The organism is Streptomyces sp. MB09-01 (genome assembly GCF_033794505.1).
Taxonomy (GTDB): domain Bacteria; phylum Actinomycetota; class Actinomycetes; order Streptomycetales; family Streptomycetaceae; genus Streptomyces.
In genome coordinates this window covers 1-20,154 of the sequence record NZ_JARAYQ010000080.1, presented here as the reverse complement: position 1 = coordinate 20,154, position 20,154 = coordinate 1, and the positions used below count along the sequence as shown (strand labels likewise).

At 72.0% G+C, this 20,154-nt stretch carries 20 protein-coding genes; 12 read left to right on the top strand and 8 right to left on the bottom strand.

What is annotated here, in order from left to right:
* Nucleotides 1-73 precede the first annotated feature (73 nt).
* Nucleotides 74-325, top strand: coding sequence for a hypothetical protein (locus PV721_RS18690; protein ID WP_319725665.1), 252 nt, complete (start codon nucleotides 74-76; stop codon nucleotides 323-325).
* 14 nt (nucleotides 326-339) lie between these two features.
* On the opposite strand, the gene PV721_RS18685 is transcribed toward PV721_RS18690, so the two are convergent.
* Nucleotides 340-1,425, bottom strand: a complete 1,086-nt coding sequence (locus tag PV721_RS18685) for a PP2C family protein-serine/threonine phosphatase (RefSeq protein ID WP_319725663.1) — start codon at nucleotides 1,423-1,425, stop codon at nucleotides 340-342.
* 176 nt (nucleotides 1,426-1,601) lie between these two features.
* Between PV721_RS18685 and PV721_RS18680 the strand changes: the two genes are divergently transcribed.
* The 3 genes from PV721_RS18680 (at nucleotide 1,602) to PV721_RS18670 (ending at nucleotide 4,807) form a co-directional block, all read left to right on the top strand.
* Entirely contained in the window at nucleotides 1,602-2,270 is a 669-nt protein-coding gene (locus PV721_RS18680) for a VIT family protein (RefSeq protein WP_319725696.1), read from the top strand.
* A gap of 202 nt (nucleotides 2,271-2,472) precedes the next feature.
* Entirely contained in the window at nucleotides 2,473-3,360 is an 888-nt protein-coding gene (locus PV721_RS18675; protein WP_319725661.1) for a TIGR01777 family oxidoreductase, read from the top strand.
* A gap of 175 nt (nucleotides 3,361-3,535) precedes the next feature.
* Nucleotides 3,536-4,807, top strand: a complete 1,272-nt coding sequence (locus tag PV721_RS18670; RefSeq protein WP_319725659.1) for an NAD(P)/FAD-dependent oxidoreductase — start codon at nucleotides 3,536-3,538, stop codon at nucleotides 4,805-4,807.
* A 51-nt stretch (nucleotides 4,808-4,858) separates the two neighbouring features.
* On the opposite strand, the gene PV721_RS18665 is transcribed toward PV721_RS18670, so the two are convergent.
* The gene (locus PV721_RS18665) at nucleotides 4,859-6,298 is read right to left on the bottom strand and encodes a regulator (RefSeq protein WP_319725657.1); all 1,440 of its coding nucleotides are present in this window, start codon (nucleotides 6,296-6,298) and stop codon (nucleotides 4,859-4,861) included.
* A gap of 173 nt (nucleotides 6,299-6,471) precedes the next feature.
* Here PV721_RS18665 and PV721_RS18660 point away from each other — a divergent pair, with 173 nt between their 5' ends.
* From PV721_RS18660 to PV721_RS18640, 5 genes are all read left to right on the top strand, one after another.
* Entirely contained in the window at nucleotides 6,472-6,816 is a 345-nt protein-coding gene (locus PV721_RS18660) for a hypothetical protein (protein WP_319725656.1), read from the top strand.
* Nucleotides 6,817-6,892: 76 nt separating this feature from the next.
* Nucleotides 6,893-7,693: a lipoyl(octanoyl) transferase LipB gene (lipB, locus tag PV721_RS18655; RefSeq protein WP_319725653.1), complete on the top strand. Its 801-nt coding sequence runs from the start codon at nucleotides 6,893-6,895 to the stop codon at nucleotides 7,691-7,693.
* 110 nt (nucleotides 7,694-7,803) lie between these two features.
* Nucleotides 7,804-8,757: a lipoyl synthase gene (lipA, locus tag PV721_RS18650; RefSeq protein WP_319725651.1), complete on the top strand. Its 954-nt coding sequence runs from the start codon at nucleotides 7,804-7,806 to the stop codon at nucleotides 8,755-8,757.
* A gap of 281 nt (nucleotides 8,758-9,038) precedes the next feature.
* On the top strand, nucleotides 9,039-9,236 hold the full coding sequence (locus PV721_RS18645; RefSeq protein WP_215013833.1) for a hypothetical protein: 198 nt from the start codon (nucleotides 9,039-9,041) through the stop codon (nucleotides 9,234-9,236).
* 9 nt (nucleotides 9,237-9,245) lie between these two features.
* The gene (locus PV721_RS18640) at nucleotides 9,246-9,944 is read left to right on the top strand and encodes a DUF4191 domain-containing protein (RefSeq protein WP_319725649.1); all 699 of its coding nucleotides are present in this window, start codon (nucleotides 9,246-9,248) and stop codon (nucleotides 9,942-9,944) included.
* Nucleotides 9,945-10,048: 104 nt separating this feature from the next.
* Here the strand turns inward: PV721_RS18640 and PV721_RS18635 are convergent, their stop codons facing one another.
* On the bottom strand, nucleotides 10,049-10,516 hold the full coding sequence (locus tag PV721_RS18635; RefSeq protein ID WP_319725646.1) for an RDD family protein: 468 nt from the start codon (nucleotides 10,514-10,516) through the stop codon (nucleotides 10,049-10,051).
* Between the two features lie 184 nt (nucleotides 10,517-10,700).
* Between PV721_RS18635 and glnA the strand changes: the two genes are divergently transcribed.
* The gene (gene glnA / locus PV721_RS18630; protein ID WP_319725644.1) at nucleotides 10,701-12,110 is read left to right on the top strand and encodes a type I glutamate--ammonia ligase; all 1,410 of its coding nucleotides are present in this window, start codon (nucleotides 10,701-10,703) and stop codon (nucleotides 12,108-12,110) included.
* Nucleotides 12,111-12,278: 168 nt separating this feature from the next.
* Nucleotides 12,279-12,767, top strand: a complete 489-nt coding sequence (locus PV721_RS18625) for a hypothetical protein (RefSeq protein WP_319725642.1) — start codon at nucleotides 12,279-12,281, stop codon at nucleotides 12,765-12,767.
* 56 nt (nucleotides 12,768-12,823) lie between these two features.
* On the opposite strand, the gene PV721_RS18620 is transcribed toward PV721_RS18625, so the two are convergent.
* On the bottom strand, nucleotides 12,824-13,477 hold the full coding sequence (locus PV721_RS18620) for a TetR/AcrR family transcriptional regulator (protein WP_319725640.1): 654 nt from the start codon (nucleotides 13,475-13,477) through the stop codon (nucleotides 12,824-12,826).
* 87 nt (nucleotides 13,478-13,564) lie between these two features.
* Here PV721_RS18620 and PV721_RS18615 point away from each other — a divergent pair, with 87 nt between their 5' ends.
* Nucleotides 13,565-14,335 carry an SDR family oxidoreductase gene (locus tag PV721_RS18615; protein WP_319725638.1) on the top strand — a complete coding sequence of 257 codons (771 nt, stop codon included), beginning with the start codon at nucleotides 13,565-13,567 and terminating at the stop codon, nucleotides 14,333-14,335.
* Here PV721_RS18615 and PV721_RS18610 read toward each other — a convergent pair whose 3' ends face one another.
* The 4 genes from PV721_RS18610 to sucB form a co-directional block, all read right to left on the bottom strand.
* Nucleotides 14,336-14,854 (bottom strand): DUF4240 domain-containing protein, encoded by a 519-nt coding sequence (locus PV721_RS18610; protein WP_319725635.1) that lies wholly within the window; start codon nucleotides 14,852-14,854, stop codon nucleotides 14,336-14,338.
* Nucleotides 14,855-14,967: 113 nt separating this feature from the next.
* The gene (gene aceE / locus PV721_RS18605; protein ID WP_319725633.1) at nucleotides 14,968-17,652 is read right to left on the bottom strand and encodes a pyruvate dehydrogenase (acetyl-transferring), homodimeric type; all 2,685 of its coding nucleotides are present in this window, start codon (nucleotides 17,650-17,652) and stop codon (nucleotides 14,968-14,970) included.
* 231 nt (nucleotides 17,653-17,883) lie between these two features.
* The gene (locus PV721_RS18600; RefSeq protein ID WP_319725692.1) at nucleotides 17,884-18,507 is read right to left on the bottom strand and encodes a GntR family transcriptional regulator; all 624 of its coding nucleotides are present in this window, start codon (nucleotides 18,505-18,507) and stop codon (nucleotides 17,884-17,886) included.
* Between the two features lie 219 nt (nucleotides 18,508-18,726).
* A partial coding sequence (gene sucB, locus PV721_RS18595; protein ID WP_319725630.1) for a 2-oxoglutarate dehydrogenase, E2 component, dihydrolipoamide succinyltransferase occupies nucleotides 18,727-20,154 on the bottom strand: 1,428 nt, incomplete at its 5' end.

The window sequence follows — 20,154 nt, the reverse complement described above, 5'->3', positions numbered from 1 at the left end:
GGCTTTTGTCAGTGGTCCCCGGTAAAATCGAGGGAGAACGACAGGAAGCCAACTACCGTTTGGGAGGCTGTAGATGGCCACTGCCACCACCGTCCGGCCCGTCAAGAAGAAGCCGCTGCCGGCGGGCCTGCCCCGCGAGTGGTACGAGAGCCACAACCGCCGTCTGAAGGCGATGCGGCTGGCGATATCCCTGCTCGATTCGGGGACGTACGACCCGCGGCGCGCCACCAACCGGAAGATCCGGACGATGGCCGTCCGGACGGGGATCCACCGGCCGTCCAATGTCACCTGCAAGATGGTCCGCGCGTTCATCAAGGAGTCGTAGGCGGGGCCGCCGGTTCATCCCGGTCCGTCCAGGGAGAGCAGCAGCAGGGCCACGTCGTCGCGCGGACCGCCGTCCGTGAAGGCCGCGAGGTCCCGCCACACCGCCCCGACCAGGCCCCCCGGGTCCCGTGCCAGTACGGGCACCCGGGCGGCCAGGGGGTAGAAGTGCCCCGCCGCGTCCCGGGCCTCCGTCACGCCGTCGGTGTGCAGCAGCAGCTGGTCCCCGGGCCGCAGCGACAGCTCCGCCACCGTCGGCGGCGTCGGCCCGGCGAGTCCCAGGCCCAGCGGCGGGCCCGGCTCCACCACCAGTTCCTCCACCGCCGCCCCGCGCAGCCGCAGGGCGGGCGGATGCCCGCACGACACCATCCTCACGAGGTCCAGCCCGGGCGGGAACTCCAGCAGCACCGCCGTCGCGAACAGCTCCGGGTGCTCGACGGAAGCGGCGCTCGCGTCCGCCACCAGCCGCCGGTCCAGCCGGCCCGCGACCGCCGCCAGCCCGGCGTCGTCGATCACGCCCTCGCGGAAGGCCCCGAGCAGCGCCGCCACGGTGGCCACCGCCGCCAGGCCGTGCCCCTGCACGTCCCCGACCAGTGCCCGCACGCCGTGCGGACCGGCCCGTACGTCGTACAGGTCGCCGCCGACCAGGGTGCCGCGCTGCGCCGCCCGGTAGAGGCCCGAGCAGCGCACCGCACCCACCCGCTCCGGCACCGGCGGGAGCACCGCCAGCTGGGCCGCCTCCGCCACCGTCCGCACGCTCACCAGCTGGGCGTCCCGGCGCTGCCGGACCCAGGCGATCACCACGCTCAGCAGCCCGACGACGGCCACCGTGGCCAGGTCCGTCCCCCGGGCATGGGCGACCCCGAGCTCGTGGACCCCCAGCAGGAGGAGGACGACGGCGGCGAAGACCGCCGTCCCGGCCGCCCCGTACGCGAAGGCGGCCACCGGGGGCACGCCCGCCAGGAAGTAGCCGAGCTCCACATCGCCCGGGGTGAGCGCCTGCGCGAGCACAAGGGCCACCAGGGCCACCGCGGGCGCGATCCGGGCCCAGCGCGGCGGTGGCTCCCCGCGCAGCCAGCCCGGCTCCTCGCGTCCGCGTTTCACCCTTCCACCCTGGTACGCGGGCCGGACCCGCGCACCCCGGACCGGGCCGCCGGGTGGCCCCGTACGGCCCGGGCCGGGAAAGTGGTGGCGTGACGGCAGACGAAAGCCCGGGGAAGGCGCCCAGCCAGGCGCACATCGAGGCGCACGGCACGGGTGACGGCGCGCAGAGCGCGGAGATGAGCACGCGGCTCAACTGGCTGCGGGCGGGAGTGCTCGGTGCCAACGACGGGATCATCTCCACCGCGGGCCTGGTCGTCGGCGTGGCCGGGGCCACCACCTCCCGCTCCGCGATCCTGGCGGCGGGCGTCGCCGGGCTGCTGGCGGGCTCGCTGTCGATGGCGGCGGGGGAGTACGTCTCCGTCAGCTCGCAGCGGGACTCCGAACGGGCAGCGCTGGACCTCGAACGGCGGGAGCTGGCCGAGGAGCCGGAGGCGGAGCTCGACGAACTCACCGACCTGCTCGCCGCACGGGGGCTGAGCCGGGGGGTGGCGCGGGAGGCGGCCGAGCAGCTGACACGGCGCGACGCGCTACGGGCCCACGCCCGGGTGGAGCTGGGGATCAACCCCGACGAGCTGGCCAACCCCTGGCACGCGGCCTTCGCCAGCCTCGTCGCCTTCACGGTGGGGGCGGTGCTGCCGCTGCTGGCGATCGTCCTGCCGGGGCCGTCCGCGCGGGTGCCGGTGACGGTGGCGGCCGTTCTCGCCGCGCTCACGCTGTGCGGGGTGCTCAGCGCACGGCTGGGCGCCGCGCCGGTGCCGCGGGCGGTCGCCCGCAACGTCCTGGGCGGCGCCCTGGCGATGGCGGTGACCTACACGGTGGGCACCTGGCTCGGCACGACCACCTGAACCGGCCTCCGCTCGGCCTCGGCCTCCGCCCGGCCTCGGCCTCCGCCCGGCCTCGGGGCTGAAACACCCAGCCCCGCCGGCGATTGAGGCGCGGGCGCGGAGCGCCGTGTGGTGACGCCCGCCAGGGCACGCGCGTCCGGCGAAGGACAACGACGCGCCCCGAACAGGCCGAGCCCGCGCAGCGGACCGGCAGGATGGGGGTATGCGTATCGCAGTCACCGGCGCGACCGGGCTCATCGGCAGTGCACTCGTGCGGTCCCTCCGGGAGGACGGGCACGCAGTGGTGCGGTTCGTGCGGCGGGAGCCGGCGGGCGCGGACGAGGCGCGGTGGGATCCGGCGCGCGGGTACGTCGACCCCGCCGGCCTGGCCGGCTGCGGGGCCGTCGTGCACCTGGCCGGGGCCGGGATCGGGGACCACCGGTGGACGGCGGCGTACAAGAAGGAGATCCGCGACAGCCGGGTGCTCGGCACCGCCGCGATCGCCCGCGCCGTGGCCGCGCTCGACGAGCCGCCCGCCGTGTTCGTCAGCGGTTCCGCCGTCGGCTACTACGGGGACACCGGCGACCGGGCCGTGGACGAGGACGCCCCCGCCGGGCAGGGCTTCCTGCCCTCGGTCTGCGTGGAGTGGGAGGCGGCCGCCGCGCCCGCCCGGGACGCCGGGATCCGGACCGCCTTCGCCCGTACCGGCCTGGTCGTCGCCGGCGAGGGCGGGGCCTGGGGCCGGATGTTCCCCCTCTTCCGTGCCGGTCTCGGCGGCCGGCTCGGCGACGGCCGCCAGTACTGGTCGTACATCTCCCTCCGGGACGAGGTCGCGGCCCTGCGCCACATCATCGACACCCCCGGCCTCGAGGGCCCCGTCAACCTCACCGCCCCCGAGCCGCTGACCAACCGCCAGGTCACCGCGGCCATGGGCCGTGTGCTGCGCCGGCCCGCGCTGCTGTCCGTACCGGCGCCGGCCCTGCGCATCGTGCTCGGGGAGCTCTCCGCGGACGTGCTGGGCAGTCAGCGGGCCCGCCCCGCCCGGCTGCTGGAGTCCGGCTTCGTCTTCCGCGACCCCGGCATCGAGCAGGCCATCCGCGCCGCCCTCTGAGCGACGGGCCCGGGGACCCCGTCGCCGTGCGACCGCCGTGCGACCGTTCGTGACCCGGATGCGACCGTCGTGCGACCGGAGTTGACCGTAATACCCGGCCGAACTCGGGTTCCCGTGGAGCTGGTTGGGGGAAGGAGGATCCCCACACAGCCGCGCCGACCTCGGGGAGGGGCACGTGCTCAGCAGCGCACACCATGCCGCGCACCATGCGGACGTCGTCATCGTAGGAGCCGGGGTCTCAGGACTCGCGGCAGCGCAGCACCTGATCGCAGCGGGAGTCACGGTCACCGTCCTGGAGGCCGCGGACGACCCCGGCGGCCGGATGGCCACCGAGTCGGCCGACGGGTTCCGGCTGGACCGGATCGGCCAGCTGCTCAACACCTCGTACACGGAGCTCGAACGCACCCCCGGCCTGCAGGCCCTGACCCTGCGCCCGTTCGTGCCCGGGGTCCTGGTCCACACCGACGGCAAACAGCTGCGGGCCGGGGCGCTCACCCCGGCCCGGGCCCTGGCCAGCGGCTCCCTCGACCAGGCCCGGCTCAGTGCCGCCCTCGGCCGGCTCGCCGCCCTGCCCGAGGACAAGCTGCTCGCCCGTCCCGAACGCAGCGCACACACCGCCCTGCGCTCGCGCGGGCTGCCGCCGCGCACCCTCAACGGGGTGCTCCGGCCCCTGCTCGCCGCCCTGCTCCGCGATCCGGAGCTCACCACCTCCAGCCGGGTCGCGGACCTCGCCCTGCGCACCTTCGCCCGCGGCCGCCTCGCGGTGCCCGAGGGAGGCGCGGCGGCCCTGCCCGACCTGCTCGCCGCCGCCCTGCCGCCCGGAACCGTCCGGACCGGGGTCCGGGTCCGGTCGGTGGCGACGAACCTGGTCACGACCGAGGAGCACGGCGACTTCAGCTGCCGCTCCGTCCTCCTCGCCACCGGCGCCCGCGCCGCCGCCGAGCTGTTGCCCGGCCTGCGCGTGCCCGCCTTCCACGAGGTGACCGTCCTGCACCACGCCACCGCCGCACGCCTGCCCCGGGACGGCTCGCTGCTCCTGGACGGGGACCCCGGCTGGCCCGTCTCGCACACCGCCGTGATGAGCGCGGTCGACCCGACGCGGGCCCCGGCCGGCCGGAGCCTGGTCACCACGACCGTGCTCGGGCCGCCGCCGCCCGTGCGCACCGTGGCCTCGCGCCTCGCCCGGCTCTACGACACCGCAACCCGGGAGTGGGAGCTGCTGGCCGTCCACCACACCCCGGAGGCCGTCCCCGCCATGCCCCCGCCACACGACCTGCGGCGCCCGGTACGGGTCCTGGCGGGCCTGTACGTGTGCGGCGACCACCGCGACACCAACACCGTCCAGGGCGCACTGCACTCGGCCCGCCGGGCCGCCGGCGCCCTCCTGCGCGACTTCGGCATCCCGCTCCCGGCCACCCCGGAGCCCGCACTTCCGGTGGCGGCCTGAGAACCACGCCGCCCGGGCCCGGTCCCCCTCGGGGGCCGGGCCCGCACAGCGTCACGACAACGCCGCCACCCGGTCCCGGTAGGTCCGCACGGCCGACGCGTCCCGGTACGGTTCCAGCCGCCGCTCGAAGTCCCGTACGTACTCCACCGCGCGCACCGACCGCATCTCCGACGCCTGCTGCGCCGCCTCCGCGCCCAGCGTGCACGCCTGGTCCAGCTCGCCCAGCCCCAGCCGGGCCGTGGCCAGCACCACCCGGCAGAACAGCCGGGACCGCGCGTACCCCGGCGCCCTCAGCTGCAGGGACCGCTCCGCGTGCTGGGCCGACGCCCGGTACTGCTGGAGGTCCCGGTGGCAGTGCCCGAACTCGTCCGCGAGCTGGGCCTCGTCGTAGAACCGCGCCCAGTGCGGTACCTCGTCCCCGGGCCGGGCCGCGCCCAGTGCGCGCTCGGCCCGCACCAGCGAGGCCGTCGACGCCCGGACCTCGCCGAGCACGGCGTGCCCCCGCGCCTCCGCCGAGTGCAGCATCGCCTGCACCACCGGCGGCGGCCCGGAGCCGACGCCCTGCTGGGCCACCCGGGCCAGCTGCACCGCCTCCCGGCCGTGGCCGAGGTAGACCGCCTGCCGGCTCATGGTGACCAGCACGTACGAGCCGTAGGGGCGGTCGGCGGCAGCCTGCGCGAGCCGCAGGGCCTGCACGAAGTACCGCTGGGCGAGCCCGTGCGCGGCGATGTCGTACGAGGTCCAGCCCGCGAGCCGGGTCAGATCGGCGGCGGCCGAGAACAGCCGCCGCCCGGTGGTCTCCCCGTAGGTGCCGCGGAGCATGGGCTCGGCCTCGTGTTCCAGATAGCGCACCAGCGCCTGCCGGGCGTGCCCGCCGCCGTAGGCGTGGTCGAGGGTGCGGAACAGCTCGCTCACCGATCTCAGCGCGGCGATGTCACCGCCCGTCACCCGCTGCCCGGGCCCCCGGTCGATCTGCCGCTGCCGTGGCACCGTGGCCCGGCCCTGCACCGGGACGCGGGCCGCCGCCTGGTCCGCGCCCCGGCCCACCCGCTCGTCGGCCCGCCCGATCAGCCAGTCCCGGCTCGGCACGACCAGCCCGGCCGGCGTGAAGGCGATCTTCCGCAGTTCGGCGTGGGAGCCGGAGTCCTTGCGCCACAGACCGCTCGCGATGTCCACGGCCTCCTCCGGCGTGGCCGCGAACTCCAGCCCCGCGTACACGGGCGCGCAGGCGTCCAGCCCCAGGTCCTGGGCGGAGAGCCGCCGCCCCAGGCGCCGGGTGAAGACCTCGGCGATCAGTGCGGGGGTGGTCCCGCGCGGCTGCTGCCCGCGCAGCCACCGGGTCACGGAGGTCTTGTCGTACCGCAGATCGAGACCGTGTTCCAGGCCGAGCTGATCGACGCGGCGGGCGAGCCCGGCGTTGGAGAACCCGGCTTCCGCGATCAGCGCCGCGAGCTGCCGGTTGGGGACGCGCTGGGCAGGTCGTTCCGTCATCGGCTCCACGGTCTCCTGACGTGACGGACCGGAGTCCCGGCCCTGTGAACGGCGTGAATGTAGCGGCGAACTTCGCTCACGCCGCCCTCTCTGCCCCACATTCATCCGATCGTGTGCAGAATGCGGAGGGCTCTTTACGGACCGGCCCCCTCCGTCCGCATAGGCTGCGAACCATGACCCCTCGGCCCCACGGGGCGCACCTCCCCGAGGAGCGAACCGAATCCACCGCACCGCTGCCCCCGCCCGAGCTGACCGAGGCGGAGTGCCGGCGCTGCGGCACCTACATCGCGGGGCTCGACGGCCGGTACGCGTGCGGGGTGTGCGGGTGGGTCAACGACCACTCGGAGGGGCACCGGCGGCTGCCGCGCGCGGACGAGGACCCGGACCGGCCGCCGAAGGGCCGGCGCCGGCCGAAGCAGCTTCCGTGGCCCCCGCCGCTGCCCGCCCCGGAGTACGGGCCGGGGCCCGGCCCGGAGTGCGTGCCGGAGCCCGCCGCGGAGCCCGGCCCGGGGCCCTGAAGGGGCCCGCACGGGCCGCCGTACCCTTGCTCAGTGAAGTACGTGCACACAGCAGGTTCAATGAGGAGGCGCTGCGGTGGCTGAGCTTGGGTTTGTCCATCTGGGCTTCGGACCGGAATCCGTCGAGTACACCCAGGCGTGGGAAGAACAGCGCAGGGTGCACGCGGCCCGCTTCGCGGACGAGATCGAGGACACCTGCCTGCTGCTGGAGCACCTGCCGGTCTACACGGCGGGCCGGCGCACCGACCCCAGCGAGCGCCCGCTCGACGGCACGCCCGTCGTCGACGTGGACCGCGGCGGCAAGATCACCTGGCACGGCCCGGGCCAGCTGGTCGGCTACCCGATCATGAAGCTGCCCCGCCCGGTCGACGTGGTCGCGCACGTCCGCCGCCTGGAGGAGGCGCTGATCCGCACCGCCGCCGAGTTCGGCCTGGAGACCACCCGGGTCGAGGGCCGCAGCGGCGTCTGGGTGCTCGGCGACCCGGTCGAGGACCGCCCCGCGATCGGCGGGCTCTCCCTCGACCTCGACCCGCGGCTGCACGACGAGGAGTTCGACGCCCGGCTCAACGGCCCCGAGTACGCGCCGTCCAACGCCGGCCAGCGCCGTGAGGACCGCAAGCTCGCCGCGATCGGCATCCGGGTCGCGAAGGGCGTCACCATGCACGGCTTCGCGATCAACGTGAACCCGGACAACACCTGGTTCGACCGGATCGTGCCCTGCGGCATCCGGGACGCCGGTGTGACCTCGCTCTCCTACGAGCTGGGCCGCGAGATCACCATCGCCGAGGTGCTGCCGGTCGTCGAACGGCACCTGAAGGACGTACTGGAGCACGCGGAGCTGCGGCCCCGCGAAACAGAGCCGGCGGCGGGCGCCTGACACCCCGGGAATGCGGTCGGCCCCTCGCAGGTTGGCCGACGTAAGAGCGTACGAAATTACGGGCGTACCCTGGTGGGCGCCCGAACAATCGAAGTCACAGGGAGCCGGTCGTGTCCGCAGTCGCACCCGACGGACGCAAGATGCTGCGCCTTGAGGTCCGTAACGCCCAGACCCCCATCGAGCGCAAGCCCGAGTGGATCAAGACCCGGGCGAAGATGGGTCCCGAGTACACCAAGATGCAGGCCCTGGTGAAGGGCGAAGGACTGCACACGGTGTGCCAGGAAGCCGGCTGTCCGAACATCTACGAATGCTGGGAGGACCGCGAGGCCACCTTCCTCATCGGTGGCGACCAGTGCACCCGGCGCTGTGACTTCTGCCAGATCGACACGGGCAAGCCCGAGGCCCTGGACCGGGACGAGCCGCGCCGTGTCGGCGAGTCCGTGGTCACCATGGACCTGAACTACGCCACCATCACCGGCGTCGCGCGCGACGACCTGGCCGACGGCGGCGCCTGGCTGTACGCGGAGACCGTGCGCCAGATCCACCAGCAGACGGCGGGCCGCGAGAGCGGGCACACCAAGGTCGAGCTGCTGGCCCCCGACTTCAACGCGGTCCCGGAGCTGCTGGAGGAGGTCTTCGCCTCCCGCCCCGAGGTCTTCGCGCACAACGTCGAGACCGTGCCCCGGATCTTCAAGCGGATCCGCCCCGGCTTCCGCTACGAGCGCTCGCTCGACGTGATCACCAAGGCCCGCGCCTACGGCCTCGTCACCAAGTCGAACCTGATCCTCGGCATGGGCGAGGAGCGCGAGGAGGTCTCGCAGGCCCTGAAGGACCTGCACGAGGCCGGCTGCGAGCTCATCACCATCACCCAGTACCTGCGGCCCTCGCCGCGGCACCACCCCGTCGAGCGCTGGGTGAAGCCGGCCGAGTTCGTGGAGCTGGCGAAGGAGGCCGAGGAGATCGGCTTCTCCGGTGTCATGTCGGGCCCGCTGGTCCGCTCCTCGTACCGGGCCGGGCGTCTCTACGGCCAGGCGATGGAGAAGCGCAGCCGAGCAGGAGCGTAGGTCGACCGCGAGAACGAGAGGCGCGCCGCGAGCGTGTGAACTCGAGCACAAAAGCTTACTAGTCAGTAACACCGCAGTGGCGCGGCCCCTAGGCTCTTTTCAGGAAGAGCCCGGCGGGCCGCGTCAATGTTTCGTCACGTTTGACCGACAGGTCATGCGCTGGTAACACCAATCAGTGACGCTAGGTCCACGCACCGCACACACCGCGGTACGCAGGCATCGCAGCACGCACGCACGCTACAAGCACTGCCGACGCGAGTTCCGTGAAAGGGATCGACATCATGCAGGCCGCGCCCGTACGCGCCATCGCCATCCCGTCCCTCTCCGACGCCTTCCGGGGCATCGAGTCCCTGCTGATGAGCGGGGCCCGCCGGAACGCCTGGACGGCGGTGCTCGAAGACCGTCGCAGGGCCAAGGACCGGGTCGAAACCGAACACGTACTTGAGGCCGCGGCTACCCGAACCCCGCAGGCCACGTAAACTCGCTGTATGGCGAGGAAGTCAAACGCAGAGACTGCTGCGAACCCCGGGCGACTGAAGCAGATCGCCCTCACGTACAAGATGACGCGCAAGGCCGACCCGAAGGTCGGTCTGATCGTCGCGGGCGTGGGAATTGTCACCTTCGGTGCCCTTCTTGCATTCGGCTTCCTGATCGGGCACGAGCTGTACCTGGGCATCCTGGGCTTCCTCGTGGCGTTCCTCGCGATGGCGATCGTCTTCGGACGACGGGCCGAGCGGGCTGCCTTCGGGCAGATGGAGGGACAGCCGGGCGCGGCCGCGGCCGTACTGGACAACGTCGGCCGCGGCTGGACGACCACCCCGGCCGTCGCGATGACCCGGCAGCAGGACATCGTCCACCGGGCCGTCGGCAAGGCCGGCGTCGTGCTGATCGCCGAGGGCAACCCCAACCGGGTGAAGCCGCTGCTCGCGAACGAGAAGAAGAAGCTGGCCCGGATCATGCCGGACGTGCCGGTGCACACCTTCATCGTGGGTACGGGCGAGGGCGAGGTGCCGCTCAAGAAGGTGCGCACCACCCTGCTCAAGCTGCCGCGCGTGCTGGCCGGTCCGCAGATCACCGAGATCAACGACAAGCTGCGTGCCATGGGCGACCTCATGAGCAACATGCCGCTGCCGAAGGGCCCCATGCCCAAGGGCATGAAGATGCCGCGCGGCGGAAAGATGCGCTGACCCGCTCACCTGATTTTCGTATACGACACAGGGGCGCCCCCCGAGCCGGCCGGCTCGGGGGGCGCCCCTGTGTCCACGTGCGTGGTGCGTGAGGGCGGCTGCCGCTAGATGCGGACCTGGACGGCGCCCGCCAGCCGGTCGTGCAGACCGCGGCCGTCGCGGTCCCAGATCAGCGCCGGGATGACCAGGGCCAGCAGCGCCGTGCGCAGGAGCACCCGGAAGACGCCGAGGCGGCCGCCGTTCTCCGAGATCACCCGGAGGCCGAGAATCCGCTTACCGGGGGTGAAGCCCACGGTGCCGAGCGTCAGGACGCTCAGGGTCAGGAAGAGCCAGAGGGTCCAGTTGCCGGCGGCGGCCAGGTCGCCGCCCGTGATCAGCCCGTACGCAATGAGCTGACAGCCGACCCAGTCGATCGCGACGGCGCCGAGCCGGCGCCCGAAACGTGCCACCGAGCCGGGCCCTTGCTGGGGCAGGCCCAGTCGCTGACCCGGATAGCCGAAGTCGACGCCCATCTCCTCGGCGGCCGCGCGGGGGCCGGAGAGCCAGGATCCGATTGCCTGTCTGTTGTCCACCCGACCACGGTACCGGTGGCGTCGCACGGCACTCCGTCGGGACCCTGGTTAACTTGTGCGAAACAAATGGGTCATGCTTGAGAAATCCCTTGTGCTTATGGTCGGGTCAGCGTGCGGCACCGCACTGACGCACCACGAGCTATAAAGCCCGCCCTGCCCCGGGGCCGGGAGTAGGAGGAGTTGGATGTTCCAGAACGCCGACGAAGTGAAGCAGTACATCGAGGAGAACGACGTCAAGTTCGTCGACGTCCGCTTCTGCGACCTGCCTGGTGTGATGCAGCACTTCACCATCCCGGCGCGGGCGTTCGACCCGGCGGAGGAGCTCGCCTTCGACGGCTCCTCGATCCGTGGCTTCCAGGCGATCCACGAGTCCGACATGGCTCTGCGCGCCGACATCACGACCGCGCGGCTGGACCCGTTCCGCCGCGACAAGACGCTGAACATCAACTTCTTCATCCACGACCCGATCACGGGTGAGGCCTACAGCCGCGACCCGCGCAACATCGCGAAGAAGGCCGAGGCGTACCTCGCCTCCACCGGCATCGCCGACACCGCGTTCTTCGGCCCCGAGGCCGAGTTCTACGTGTTCGACAGCGTGCGCTTCGCGACCTCTGCGAACGAGGGCTTCTACCACATCGACTCCGAGGCCGGTGCCTGGAACACGGGCTCCGAGGAGAACAACCGTGGTTACAAGGTCCGCTACAAGGGTGGTTACTTCCCCGTAGCCCCGGTCGACCACTTCGCCGACCTGCGCGCCGAGATCTCCCTCGAGCTGGACGCCCAGGGCCTCCAGGTCGAGCGTCAGCACCACGAGGTCGGCACGGGCGGCCAGGCCGAGATCAACTACAAGTTCAACACGCTGCTCGCCGCGGCCGACGACCTGATGCTCTTCAAGTACATCGTGAAGAACGTCGCCTGGCGCAACGGCAAGACCGCGACCTTCATGCCGAAGCCGATCTTCGGTGACAACGGCTCGGGCATGCACGTGCACCAGTCGCTGTGGGCCAACGGCGACCCGCTGTTCTACGACGAGGCCGGCTACGCGGGCCTGTCGGACACCGCCCGCTACTACATCGGCGGCATCCTCAAGCACGCCCCGTCGCTGCTGGCCTTCACCAACCCGACGGTGAACTCCTACCACCGCCTGGTGCCGGGCTTCGAGGCGCCGGTCAACATGGTGTACTCGCAGCGCAACCGCTCCGCCGCCATGCGCATCCCGATCACGGGCTCGAACCCGAAGGCCAAGCGCGTCGAGTTCCGCGCGCCGGACCCGTCCTCGAACCCGTACCTCGCCTTCTCGGCGCTGCTCCTCGCGGGCCTCGACGGCATCAAGAACAAGATCGAGCCGATGGAGCCGATCGACAAGGACCTCTACGAGCTCTCGCCCGACGAGCACGCGAGCGTCCCGCAGGTCCCGACCAGCCTCGAGGACGTCCTCAAGGCCCTGGAGGCCGACCACGAGTACCTCCTGGCCGGCGGTGTCTTCACCCCGGACCTGATCGAGACGTGGATCGACTACAAGCGCACGCACGAGATCGCCCCGATCGCGCAGCGCCCGCACCCGCACGAGTTCGAGCTGTACTTCGACATCTAAAAATGCCTGATGGGAGGCCCCCCGCCACGCTCCACGGAGCGAGGCGGGGGGCCTTTCCGCTTTGACAGGCCGCCCGGGCGGAGTAAGGGTGGAAATGACCTAAAGGCCTCATAAGCGAGACATGTTCGGAGGTGCATGAGAATGCGCCGTAGGATCGTTGCGGCAGCCATGACCGGAGCCGCAGGAATCGCCATCGGTCTGCTGCCCGTCGCCAGCGCTTCGGCCTCGGTCGTCACCGGTGGTGGCGGCGGCGGTGACGGCGGCTACGACTGCTACCGCTACCCCTCGAACCGCTCCGACGCGCGGTGGGACTACTGCTGCAACCGCGACTGGCGCGACCGGCCCAGCTGGTGCTGGGACACCGCAGGCGTCGGCGGCGACCGCGGTTACTGGCGCGACAGCAACTGGAACGACTCCGACTGGCGCCGCAACAACTGGCACGACGCGAACTGGAACGACTCCGGCCGCGGCGGCAACGGCCACTGGAACGACTGGGGCAACGGTCGCGGCGGCAACGGCGACCGGAACGACTGGGGCAACGGTCGCGGCGGCGACGGCGGCGGTGACTGGGGCGGCCGTGGTGGCGGCAACGGTGACTGGGGCAACGGCGGCGGTGGCGGCGACGGCGGCGGTGGCGGCTGGGGTGGTGGCCGCTGAGGCCGATCAGACCACGGAGGGCCGTGGGACCGGGACGATGCCCCTGCTGCGCTGGTTCAGCGCAGCAGGGGCATCGCGCCGGTGAGGTCGCGCAGGCACCGGACCGCGAGTTCGGCGGGGGAGCCGGGGCCCGAGACCGGCGCGTCGGTGGTCGACCACAGCTCCAGGGCGACGCGGATCGCGTCCGTGGCCGCCGCGGCGAGCAGGCGGACCTCCAGCGGATCGGCGTCCGGCCCGGCCAGCCGGGCGATCACCGGGACCAGGTGCTCCTCGGAGTCCTGGTTCACGCGGTACCAGACGGCCCGCAGGGCCTGGTCCCCCGCCGCCGCGCGCAGCAGGCCGCGGGTCACCTCCAGGCCCTCCTCCACGGCCTGCATCTCGCTCAGTGACCGGGTGACGGCCCGCTCCAGCGCCTCGGCGAGGGGCGTGCCGGGGTCCTCCTCGGCGAGCAGTGCGCGCCAGGCGTCACCGCCGCCGGCGAGCAGCGGTGCCACAGCCTCCTGCTTGTTGCGGAAGTAGCGGTAGAACGTGCGCAGTGCCACGCCGGCGCGGTGGGCGATGTCCTCGGCGGTGGTGCCGTCGGGGCCGTGTTCGGCGAAGAGTTCGCAGGCCGCACGAGCGATGTCGAGCTGGGTGGCTGCCTTGCGGCGCTCGGTCAGCGACTGGGCTCCGGGGCCGGCCTGGGGGGAGTACGGGCGAGGGGATCTCACGGGGTGAAGCGTACCTCCCGCGCAGCCAGGTGGTGACGTTTTTTGACAGCATGGCAAAACGTGCCATCTCTTCGGTACGCTCGCGCCATGAACCGTTACGAAGGACGTCGCGTCCTCATCACCGGCGGCGGCTCCGGCATCGGCCGGGCCACCGTCCACCGCATCCTCGCCGAGGGTGGCCGGGTCCACACCGTGGATGTCAGCGAGGCCGGTCTGAAGGCCACCGCCGACCGCGCGGCCGCCGAGGGCCACCGGGACCGGCTCACCACCGCCGTCCTGGACATATCCGACGAGAACGCGGTCAAGGAGGGCGTGGCGGCCGCGACGCTCGCCCTCGGCGGGATCGACGTGCTCGTGAACGCCGCCGGCATCCTGCGCTCCGCGCACACCGACCGGACCACGCTCGACCTCTGGAACCAGGTCATCGGGGTCAACCTGACCGGCACCTTCCTGATGATCCGCGAGTCGCTCCCGGCCCTGCTGGCGGGCGACCGGCCGGCCGTCGTGAACTTCAGCTCCACCTCGGCGTCCTTCGCGCACCCCTACATGTCCGCCTACGCGGCCAGCAAGGGCGGCATCCAGTCCATGACCCACGCGCTGGCCGCCGAGTACAGCAAGCAGGGCCTGCGCTTCGTCTCCGTCGCGCCCGGCTCCATCGAGTCCGGCATGACCACCGGCAACGGCCCCGGCCTGCCCGAGGACACCGACTGGAGCCTGTTCGCCAAGCTCGCCCCGGCCCTCGGCCAGGGCTTCGCCGGTCCCGACACCGTCGCCGGCGTCGTCGCGATGCTGGGCTCCGAGGACGGCGCGTTCATCACCGGTACGGAGATCCGCATCGACGGCGGCACGCACTACTGATCAACCGCGGAACCGGTCCCACAGCCGGGGGAAGCGCTCCGCGAGCACGGCTTCGTTCTCGAAGTCCAGCGGGGTGCCCTCCGGCTCCGCCGCCTGCAGTGGGATGCCCAGGTCGGGCGCCACCGCCCCGGTCAGCTGCTCGTACGCCTCGTCGGCCGCGTACCCCAGCTCCTCGCCGTCCCCGTCGATCTCCTCGTCGAACTCGCCCAGGAGCTCCGCCAGATGGTCCGGATCGTGCACCCCGCCCTCGAAGACCTCCCGCCCCTGCCCGATCAGCCAGCACCGGAAGTAGTCGAAGGCGTCGTCGCTCGCCCCGTCGAGCAGCACCCAGGCCGCACCCCACAGGTCCCAGGTGTACGCCCGGTTGTAGCGCGACTCGAAGTGCCGGGCGAAGTCGAGGACGGAATCCGGGTCGAGCTGGGCCAGCCGCTCCACGAGCAGCTCGGCGTGTTCCTCGGGGTCGCCGTCGGCGGCCTCGCGGGTACGGTCCACGATCTCCCAGAACTCCGTCTCGTCCATCACCGCTCCAGCATCACGGGTGCGCCCCCGCGCCGCCACCGCGCATACGGCGAAAGGCCGGTGTCCGACCCCCGCGGGGGTGGACACCGGCCTTCGGCCTGTCACTCGGAGCCTCAGAGGCCGTAGCGCTCCCGGGCCTCCTTGACGGCGGACGCCGGCACCTCGCCGCGGCGGGCGAGCTGGGCCAGCGCGGCCACCACGATCGACTGGGCGTCGACACCGAAGTGGCGGCGGGCGCCCTCACGGGTGTCGGACAGGCCGAAGCCGTCCGTGCCCAGCGAGGTGTAGTCCTGCTCCACCCACTGGCTGATCTGGTCCGGGACCTGACGCATCCAGTCGGAGACGGCGAGGACCGGGCCCTGGGCGCCTTCCAGCGCGCGGGTGACGTACGGGGTGCGCACCTCGCCGCGCAGCAGCGCCTCGTCGCACTCCAGCGCATCCCGGCGCAGCTCGCCCCAGGAGGTGGCGGACCAGACGTCGGCCGACACGTTCCAGTCGGCGGCCAGCAGCTGCTGCGCCTCCAGGATCCAGTGGATCGCCGTACCGGAGGCCATCAGCTGGACCTTCGGGGCGTCCGCGGCCGGGGCCGCCTCCGCCAGGTCCGCCGCCGTGTTGAAGCGGTACAGGCCCTTGAGGATGCCTTCCTCGACGCCCTCGGGCATCGCGGGCTGCACCTTCGGCTCGTTGTAGACCGTCAGGTAGTAGAAGACGTCCTCGGGCTGCTCGCCGTACATCCGGCGCAGACCGTCCTTCACGATCACCGCGATCTCGTACGCGAAGGCCGGGTCGTAGTTGAGCGAAGCCGGGTTCGTGGACGCGATCAGGTGCGAGTGGCCGTCCGCGTGCTGCAGGCCCTCACCGGTCAGGGTGGTGCGGCCGGCGGTGGCGCCGACGATGAAGCCCTTGCCGAGCTGGTCGGCGAGCTGCCACATCTGGTCGGCGGTGCGCTGCCAGCCGAACATCGAGTAGAAGATGTAGAAGGGGATCATCGGCTCGCCGTGCGTCGCGTACGACGTGCAGGCAGCGATGAAGTCGGCCATGGCGCCGGCCTCGGTGATCCCCTCGTTGAGGATCTGGCCGTCCTTGGCTTCCTTGTAGTACATGAGCTGGTCGCGGTCGACCGGCTCGTACGTCTGGCCCAGCGGCGAGTAGATGCCGGCCGACGGGAAGAGGGACTCCATGCCGAAGGTGCGGGCCTCGTCGGGGACGATCGGTACCCAGCGCTTGCCGGTCTCCTTGTCCCGCATCAGGTCCTTGACGAGGCGGACGAAGGCCATGGTGGTGGCCATCTCCTGCTTGCCGGAACCCTTGAGCAGCGGGGCGAAGGAACGGTCGGCGGGAGCCGGCAGGGCGACCTGCTTGACCTTGCGGGCCGGGGCCGGGCCGCCGAGCGCCGCGCGGCGCTCGTTCAGGTACTGGACCTCGGGGCTGTTCGCGCCCGGGTGGCCGTACGGGACGACGCCGTCGGCGAAGGCGCTGTCCGGGATCGGGAGGCCAAGGAGGTCGCGCATGTCCTTGAACTCGTCGATCGTCAGCTTCTTCATCTGGTGGTTCGCGTTCTTCGACTCGAACCCGGCCCCCAGCGTGTAGCCCTTGACGGTCTGCGCCAGGATGACCGTCGGCGCACCCTTGTGCTCCAGGGCGGCCTTGTACGCGGCGTAGACCTTGCGCGGCTCGTGGCCGCCGCGGGAGCTGTGGAAGCACTCGGCGATCTTCGCGTCGGAGAGCACGCCGGCCAGCTGCACGAGCTCGGCGTCGGCGCCGAAGAAGTGCTGGCGGATGTAGGCCACGTCGCGGGTCGCGTACGTCTGGAACTGCGCGTCCGGTACCTCGCGCAGGCGGCGCACCAGGGCGCCCGTGGTGTCGAGCTGGAACAGCTCGTCCCAGGCGGAGCCCCACAGCGACTTGATGACGTTCCAGCCGGCGCCGCGGAACTGGGCCTCCAGCTCCTGGACCACGCGGAAGTTGGCGCGGACCGGACCGTCGAGGCGCTGCAGGTTGCAGTTGATGACGAAGGTCAGGTTGTCGAGCTGCTCGCGGGAGGCGAGGGCCAGGGCGGCGGTCGACTCGGGCTCGTCCATCTCGCCGTCGCCCAGGAAGGCCCAGACGTGCGAGTTGGCGGTGTCCTTGATGCTCCGGTTCTGCAGGTAGCGGTTGAAGCGCGCCTGGTAGATCGCGGAGAGCGGGCCGAGGCCCATGGAGACCGTGGGGAACTCCCACAGCCACGGCAGGCGCCGCGGGTGCGGGTAGGACGGCAGGCCGTTGCCGCCGGACTCCTGGCGGAAGTTGTCGAGCTGCTGCTCGGAGATGCGTCCGTCGAGGAAGGCGCGGGCGTAGATGCCGGGGGAGGCGTGGCCCTGGATGTAGAGCTGGTCGCCCGAGCCGTCGGCCTCCTTCCCGCGGAAGAAGTGCTGGAAGCCGGTCTCGTACAGCCAGGCGGCGGAGGCGAAGGTGGCGATGTGGCCGCCGACGCCGTACTTGGAGCCGCGGGTCACCATGGCGGCCGCGTTCCAGCGGTTCCACGCGGTGATCTTGGCTTCCATCTCCTCGTCACCGGGGAACTCGGGCTCCGCGGCGGTGGGGATGGTGTTGACGTAGTCCGTCTCCAGCAGCTTGGGGAGCGCGAGGCCGGCGGCCTCGGCGTGCTGGAGGGTGCGACGCAGCAGGTATTCGGCCCGGCGTGTACCGGCGGCCTTGGCGACGGCGTCGAGGGAGGCCGCCCACTCGGCGGTCTCCTCGGTGTCGCGGTCCGGGAGCTGGTCGAGCTCGCTCGGAAGCTTTCCTACGGGGTCGGACATCGCTGTGCGCCGCCTTCCGGGTAATGGAGAGGTGGTGAAAAAATCCCTGACGGGCAGGACAGGGTCGGTGGACCTGGTTGAGGTCCGCGACGACTGTAAATCGCTGATCGATGATCGATCAAATAAAAGTGACAAAGAAACGTCGATCTGATGAAAGTCGGCACCGCGTGCCAGCAGAAAAGGCACGCGGTGCCGGTCAAATGCGGGTGAAACGGGCGGATCCCGAGTGGATCACGCCCTCGGAGCGCACCCCAGGACGTGCCGCTTCACCAGCAGACCGATGTCCGGATCCTGACTGCGGAACGCCTCGACCAGGGCCTCGTGCTCCTCGGCGTAGGACTTCTGGACGGTTCCCAGCCAGCGGATGGACAGGGCCGTGAAGACCTCGATGCCCAGGCTCTCCCAGGTGTGCAGCAGCACGCTGTTCCCGGCCGCGCGGACCATCTCCCGGTGGAACCCGACGGTGTGCCGCACCTGCGCGGTCCCGTCCTCGGTGCGGTCGGCCTCCCACAGGGCCGCCACGTGCGGCTCCAGCGCCGAACAGTCGGCCGCCAGCCGCGGCGCGGCCAGCTCGGCCGCGATCTGCTCCAGACCGGCCCGGACCGGGTAGATCTCCTCCAGGTCGGCCGCGGAGAGGTTCCGTACGCGCACGCCCTTGTTCGGCGCCGACTCGATCAGCCGCAGGGTCTCCAGCTCGCGCAGGGCCTCCCGTACGGGGGTCTGGCTGACCTCCAGCTCCACGGCGATCCGGCGCTCGACGATCCGCTCCCCGGGCTTCCAGCGCCCGCTGACGATCCCCTCCACGATGTGCTCGCGGATCTGCTCGCGCAGCGAGTGCACGACGGGTGGGGTGATCATCGGCGGTTCATCTCCTGGGTGCGGGTGCAGGGGTGGTCCGGGGCTGATGCGTAGACAATACGGCGGAGTAGGCCGACGCGATGCGTTCCCGGTCAGGGACGCCGGGTGAGGCTGGTTACAGGAAACCGCCGGGGCGCGAAGACGACGGCGCCCCCGCCCGGGGGAGATCCCGGGCGGGGGCGCCGTGGTGCGACAGCTGCTGCCGTGCGGTGAGCCTTACAGACCGAGCTCGACCTCGAACTCGCCGGCCTCGAGGATCGCCTTGACGGCCGAGAGGTACCGGGCCGCGTCCGCGCCGTCCACCAGGCGGTGGTCGTAGGACAGGGTCAGGTACGTCATGTCGCGGATGCCGATGTTGGTGCCCTCGGCGGTCTCGATGACCACCGGGCGCTTCACCGTGGCACCGATGCCCAGGATGGCGACCTGGTTCGGGGGCACGATGACCGTGTCGAACAGGGCACCGCGCGAGCCGGTGTTGCTGATGGTGAAGGTCGCGCCCGACAGTTCGTCCGGCGTGATCTTGTTGCCGCGGACCTTGGCGGCCAGGTCGGCGGTCGCCTTGGAGATGCCCGCCAGGTTGAGGTCACCGGCACCCTTGATGACCGGGGTCATCAGGCCCTTCTCGGAGTCCACGGCGATGCCGATGTTCTCCGAGTCGAAGTAGGTGATGGTGCCCTCGTCCTCGTTGATCCGGGCGTTGACGACCGCGTGGGCCTTCAGCGCCTGGGCAGCGGCCTTGACGAAGAACGGCATCGGCGAGAGCTTGACGCCCTCACGGGCCAGGAACGCGCCCTTGGCCTTCTCGCGCAGCTTCATGATCTTGGTAATGTCCACCTCGACCACGGAGCTGAGCTGAGCCTGCGAGTGCAGGGCCTTCATCATGTTGTCGCCGATGACCTTGCGCATGCGGGTCATCTTGACCGTCTGACCGCGCAGCTCGGAGACCGCGGCGGCCGGAGCCTTGGCGGCCGGAGCGGCAGCGGACGGCGCCGGGGCGGCAGCGGCCTTGGCGGCCTCGGCGGCGGCCAGGACGTCCTGCTTGCGGATGCGGCCACCGACACCGGTGCCCGAGACCGAGGACAGGTCGACGCCGGACTCCGAGGCGAGCTTGCGCACCAGCGGGGTCACGTACGCGCCCTCGTCGCCCGCGGAGACCGGGGCGGCGGGAGCGGCCGGAGCCGCCGGGGCGACCGGGGCCGGAGCGGCCACGGGAGCCGGCGCGGCCACGGGGGCCGGAGCGGCAGCGGCGGGGGCGGCCACGGCCGGAGCCGGGGCGGCGGCCGGAGCGGCAGCCTGGACCGGAGCCGGAGCCGGAGCCGGAGCCGGAGCGGCGGCGGCCGGGGCAGCCGGGGCGGCACCGGCGGCACCGATGACGGCCAGAACGGCGCCGACCTCGGCGGTCTCGTCCTCGCTGATCCGGATCTCCAGCAGCGTGCCGGAGACCGGCGCGGGGATCTCGGTGTCGACCTTGTCCGTGGAGACCTCGAGCAGCGGCTCGTCGGCCTCGACGGACTCGCCGACCTGCTTCAGCCAGCGGGTGACGGTGCCCTCGGTGACGGACTCGCCCAGGGCGGGGAGCACGACGTCGGTGCCGGACGCGGCCGGGGCAGCGGCGGCAGGGGCCTCGGCAGCCGGAGCCGGAGC

What these genes read in the sequence shown, in the direction of transcription:
- PV721_RS18690 (WP_319725665.1), top strand. Translation starts at nt 74, where the DNA reads ATGGCCACTGCCACCACCGTCCGGCCCGTCAAGAAGAAGCCGCTGCCG.
- PV721_RS18660 (WP_319725656.1), top strand. Translation starts at nt 6,472, where the DNA reads ATGACCCCTCGGCCCCACGGGGCGCACCTCCCCGAGGAGCGAACCGAA.
- PV721_RS18675 (WP_319725661.1), top strand. Translation starts at nt 2,473, where the DNA reads ATGCGTATCGCAGTCACCGGCGCGACCGGGCTCATCGGCAGTGCACTC.
- PV721_RS18645 (WP_215013833.1), top strand. Translation starts at nt 9,039, where the DNA reads ATGCAGGCCGCGCCCGTACGCGCCATCGCCATCCCGTCCCTCTCCGAC.
- glnA (WP_319725644.1), top strand. Translation starts at nt 10,701, where the DNA reads ATGTTCCAGAACGCCGACGAAGTGAAGCAGTACATCGAGGAGAACGAC.
- PV721_RS18625 (WP_319725642.1), top strand. Translation starts at nt 12,279, where the DNA reads ATGACCGGAGCCGCAGGAATCGCCATCGGTCTGCTGCCCGTCGCCAGC.
- PV721_RS18680 (WP_319725696.1), top strand. Translation starts at nt 1,602, where the DNA reads ATGAGCACGCGGCTCAACTGGCTGCGGGCGGGAGTGCTCGGTGCCAAC.
- PV721_RS18640 (WP_319725649.1), top strand. Translation starts at nt 9,246, where the DNA reads ATGGCGAGGAAGTCAAACGCAGAGACTGCTGCGAACCCCGGGCGACTG.
- aceE (WP_319725633.1), bottom strand. Translation starts at nt 17,652, where the DNA reads ATGTCCGACCCCGTAGGAAAGCTTCCGAGCGAGCTCGACCAGCTCCCG.
- PV721_RS18610 (WP_319725635.1), bottom strand. Translation starts at nt 14,854, where the DNA reads ATGGACGAGACGGAGTTCTGGGAGATCGTGGACCGTACCCGCGAGGCC.
- PV721_RS18615 (WP_319725638.1), top strand. Translation starts at nt 13,565, where the DNA reads ATGAACCGTTACGAAGGACGTCGCGTCCTCATCACCGGCGGCGGCTCC.
- PV721_RS18665 (WP_319725657.1), bottom strand. Translation starts at nt 6,298, where the DNA reads ATGACGGAACGACCTGCCCAGCGCGTCCCCAACCGGCAGCTCGCGGCG.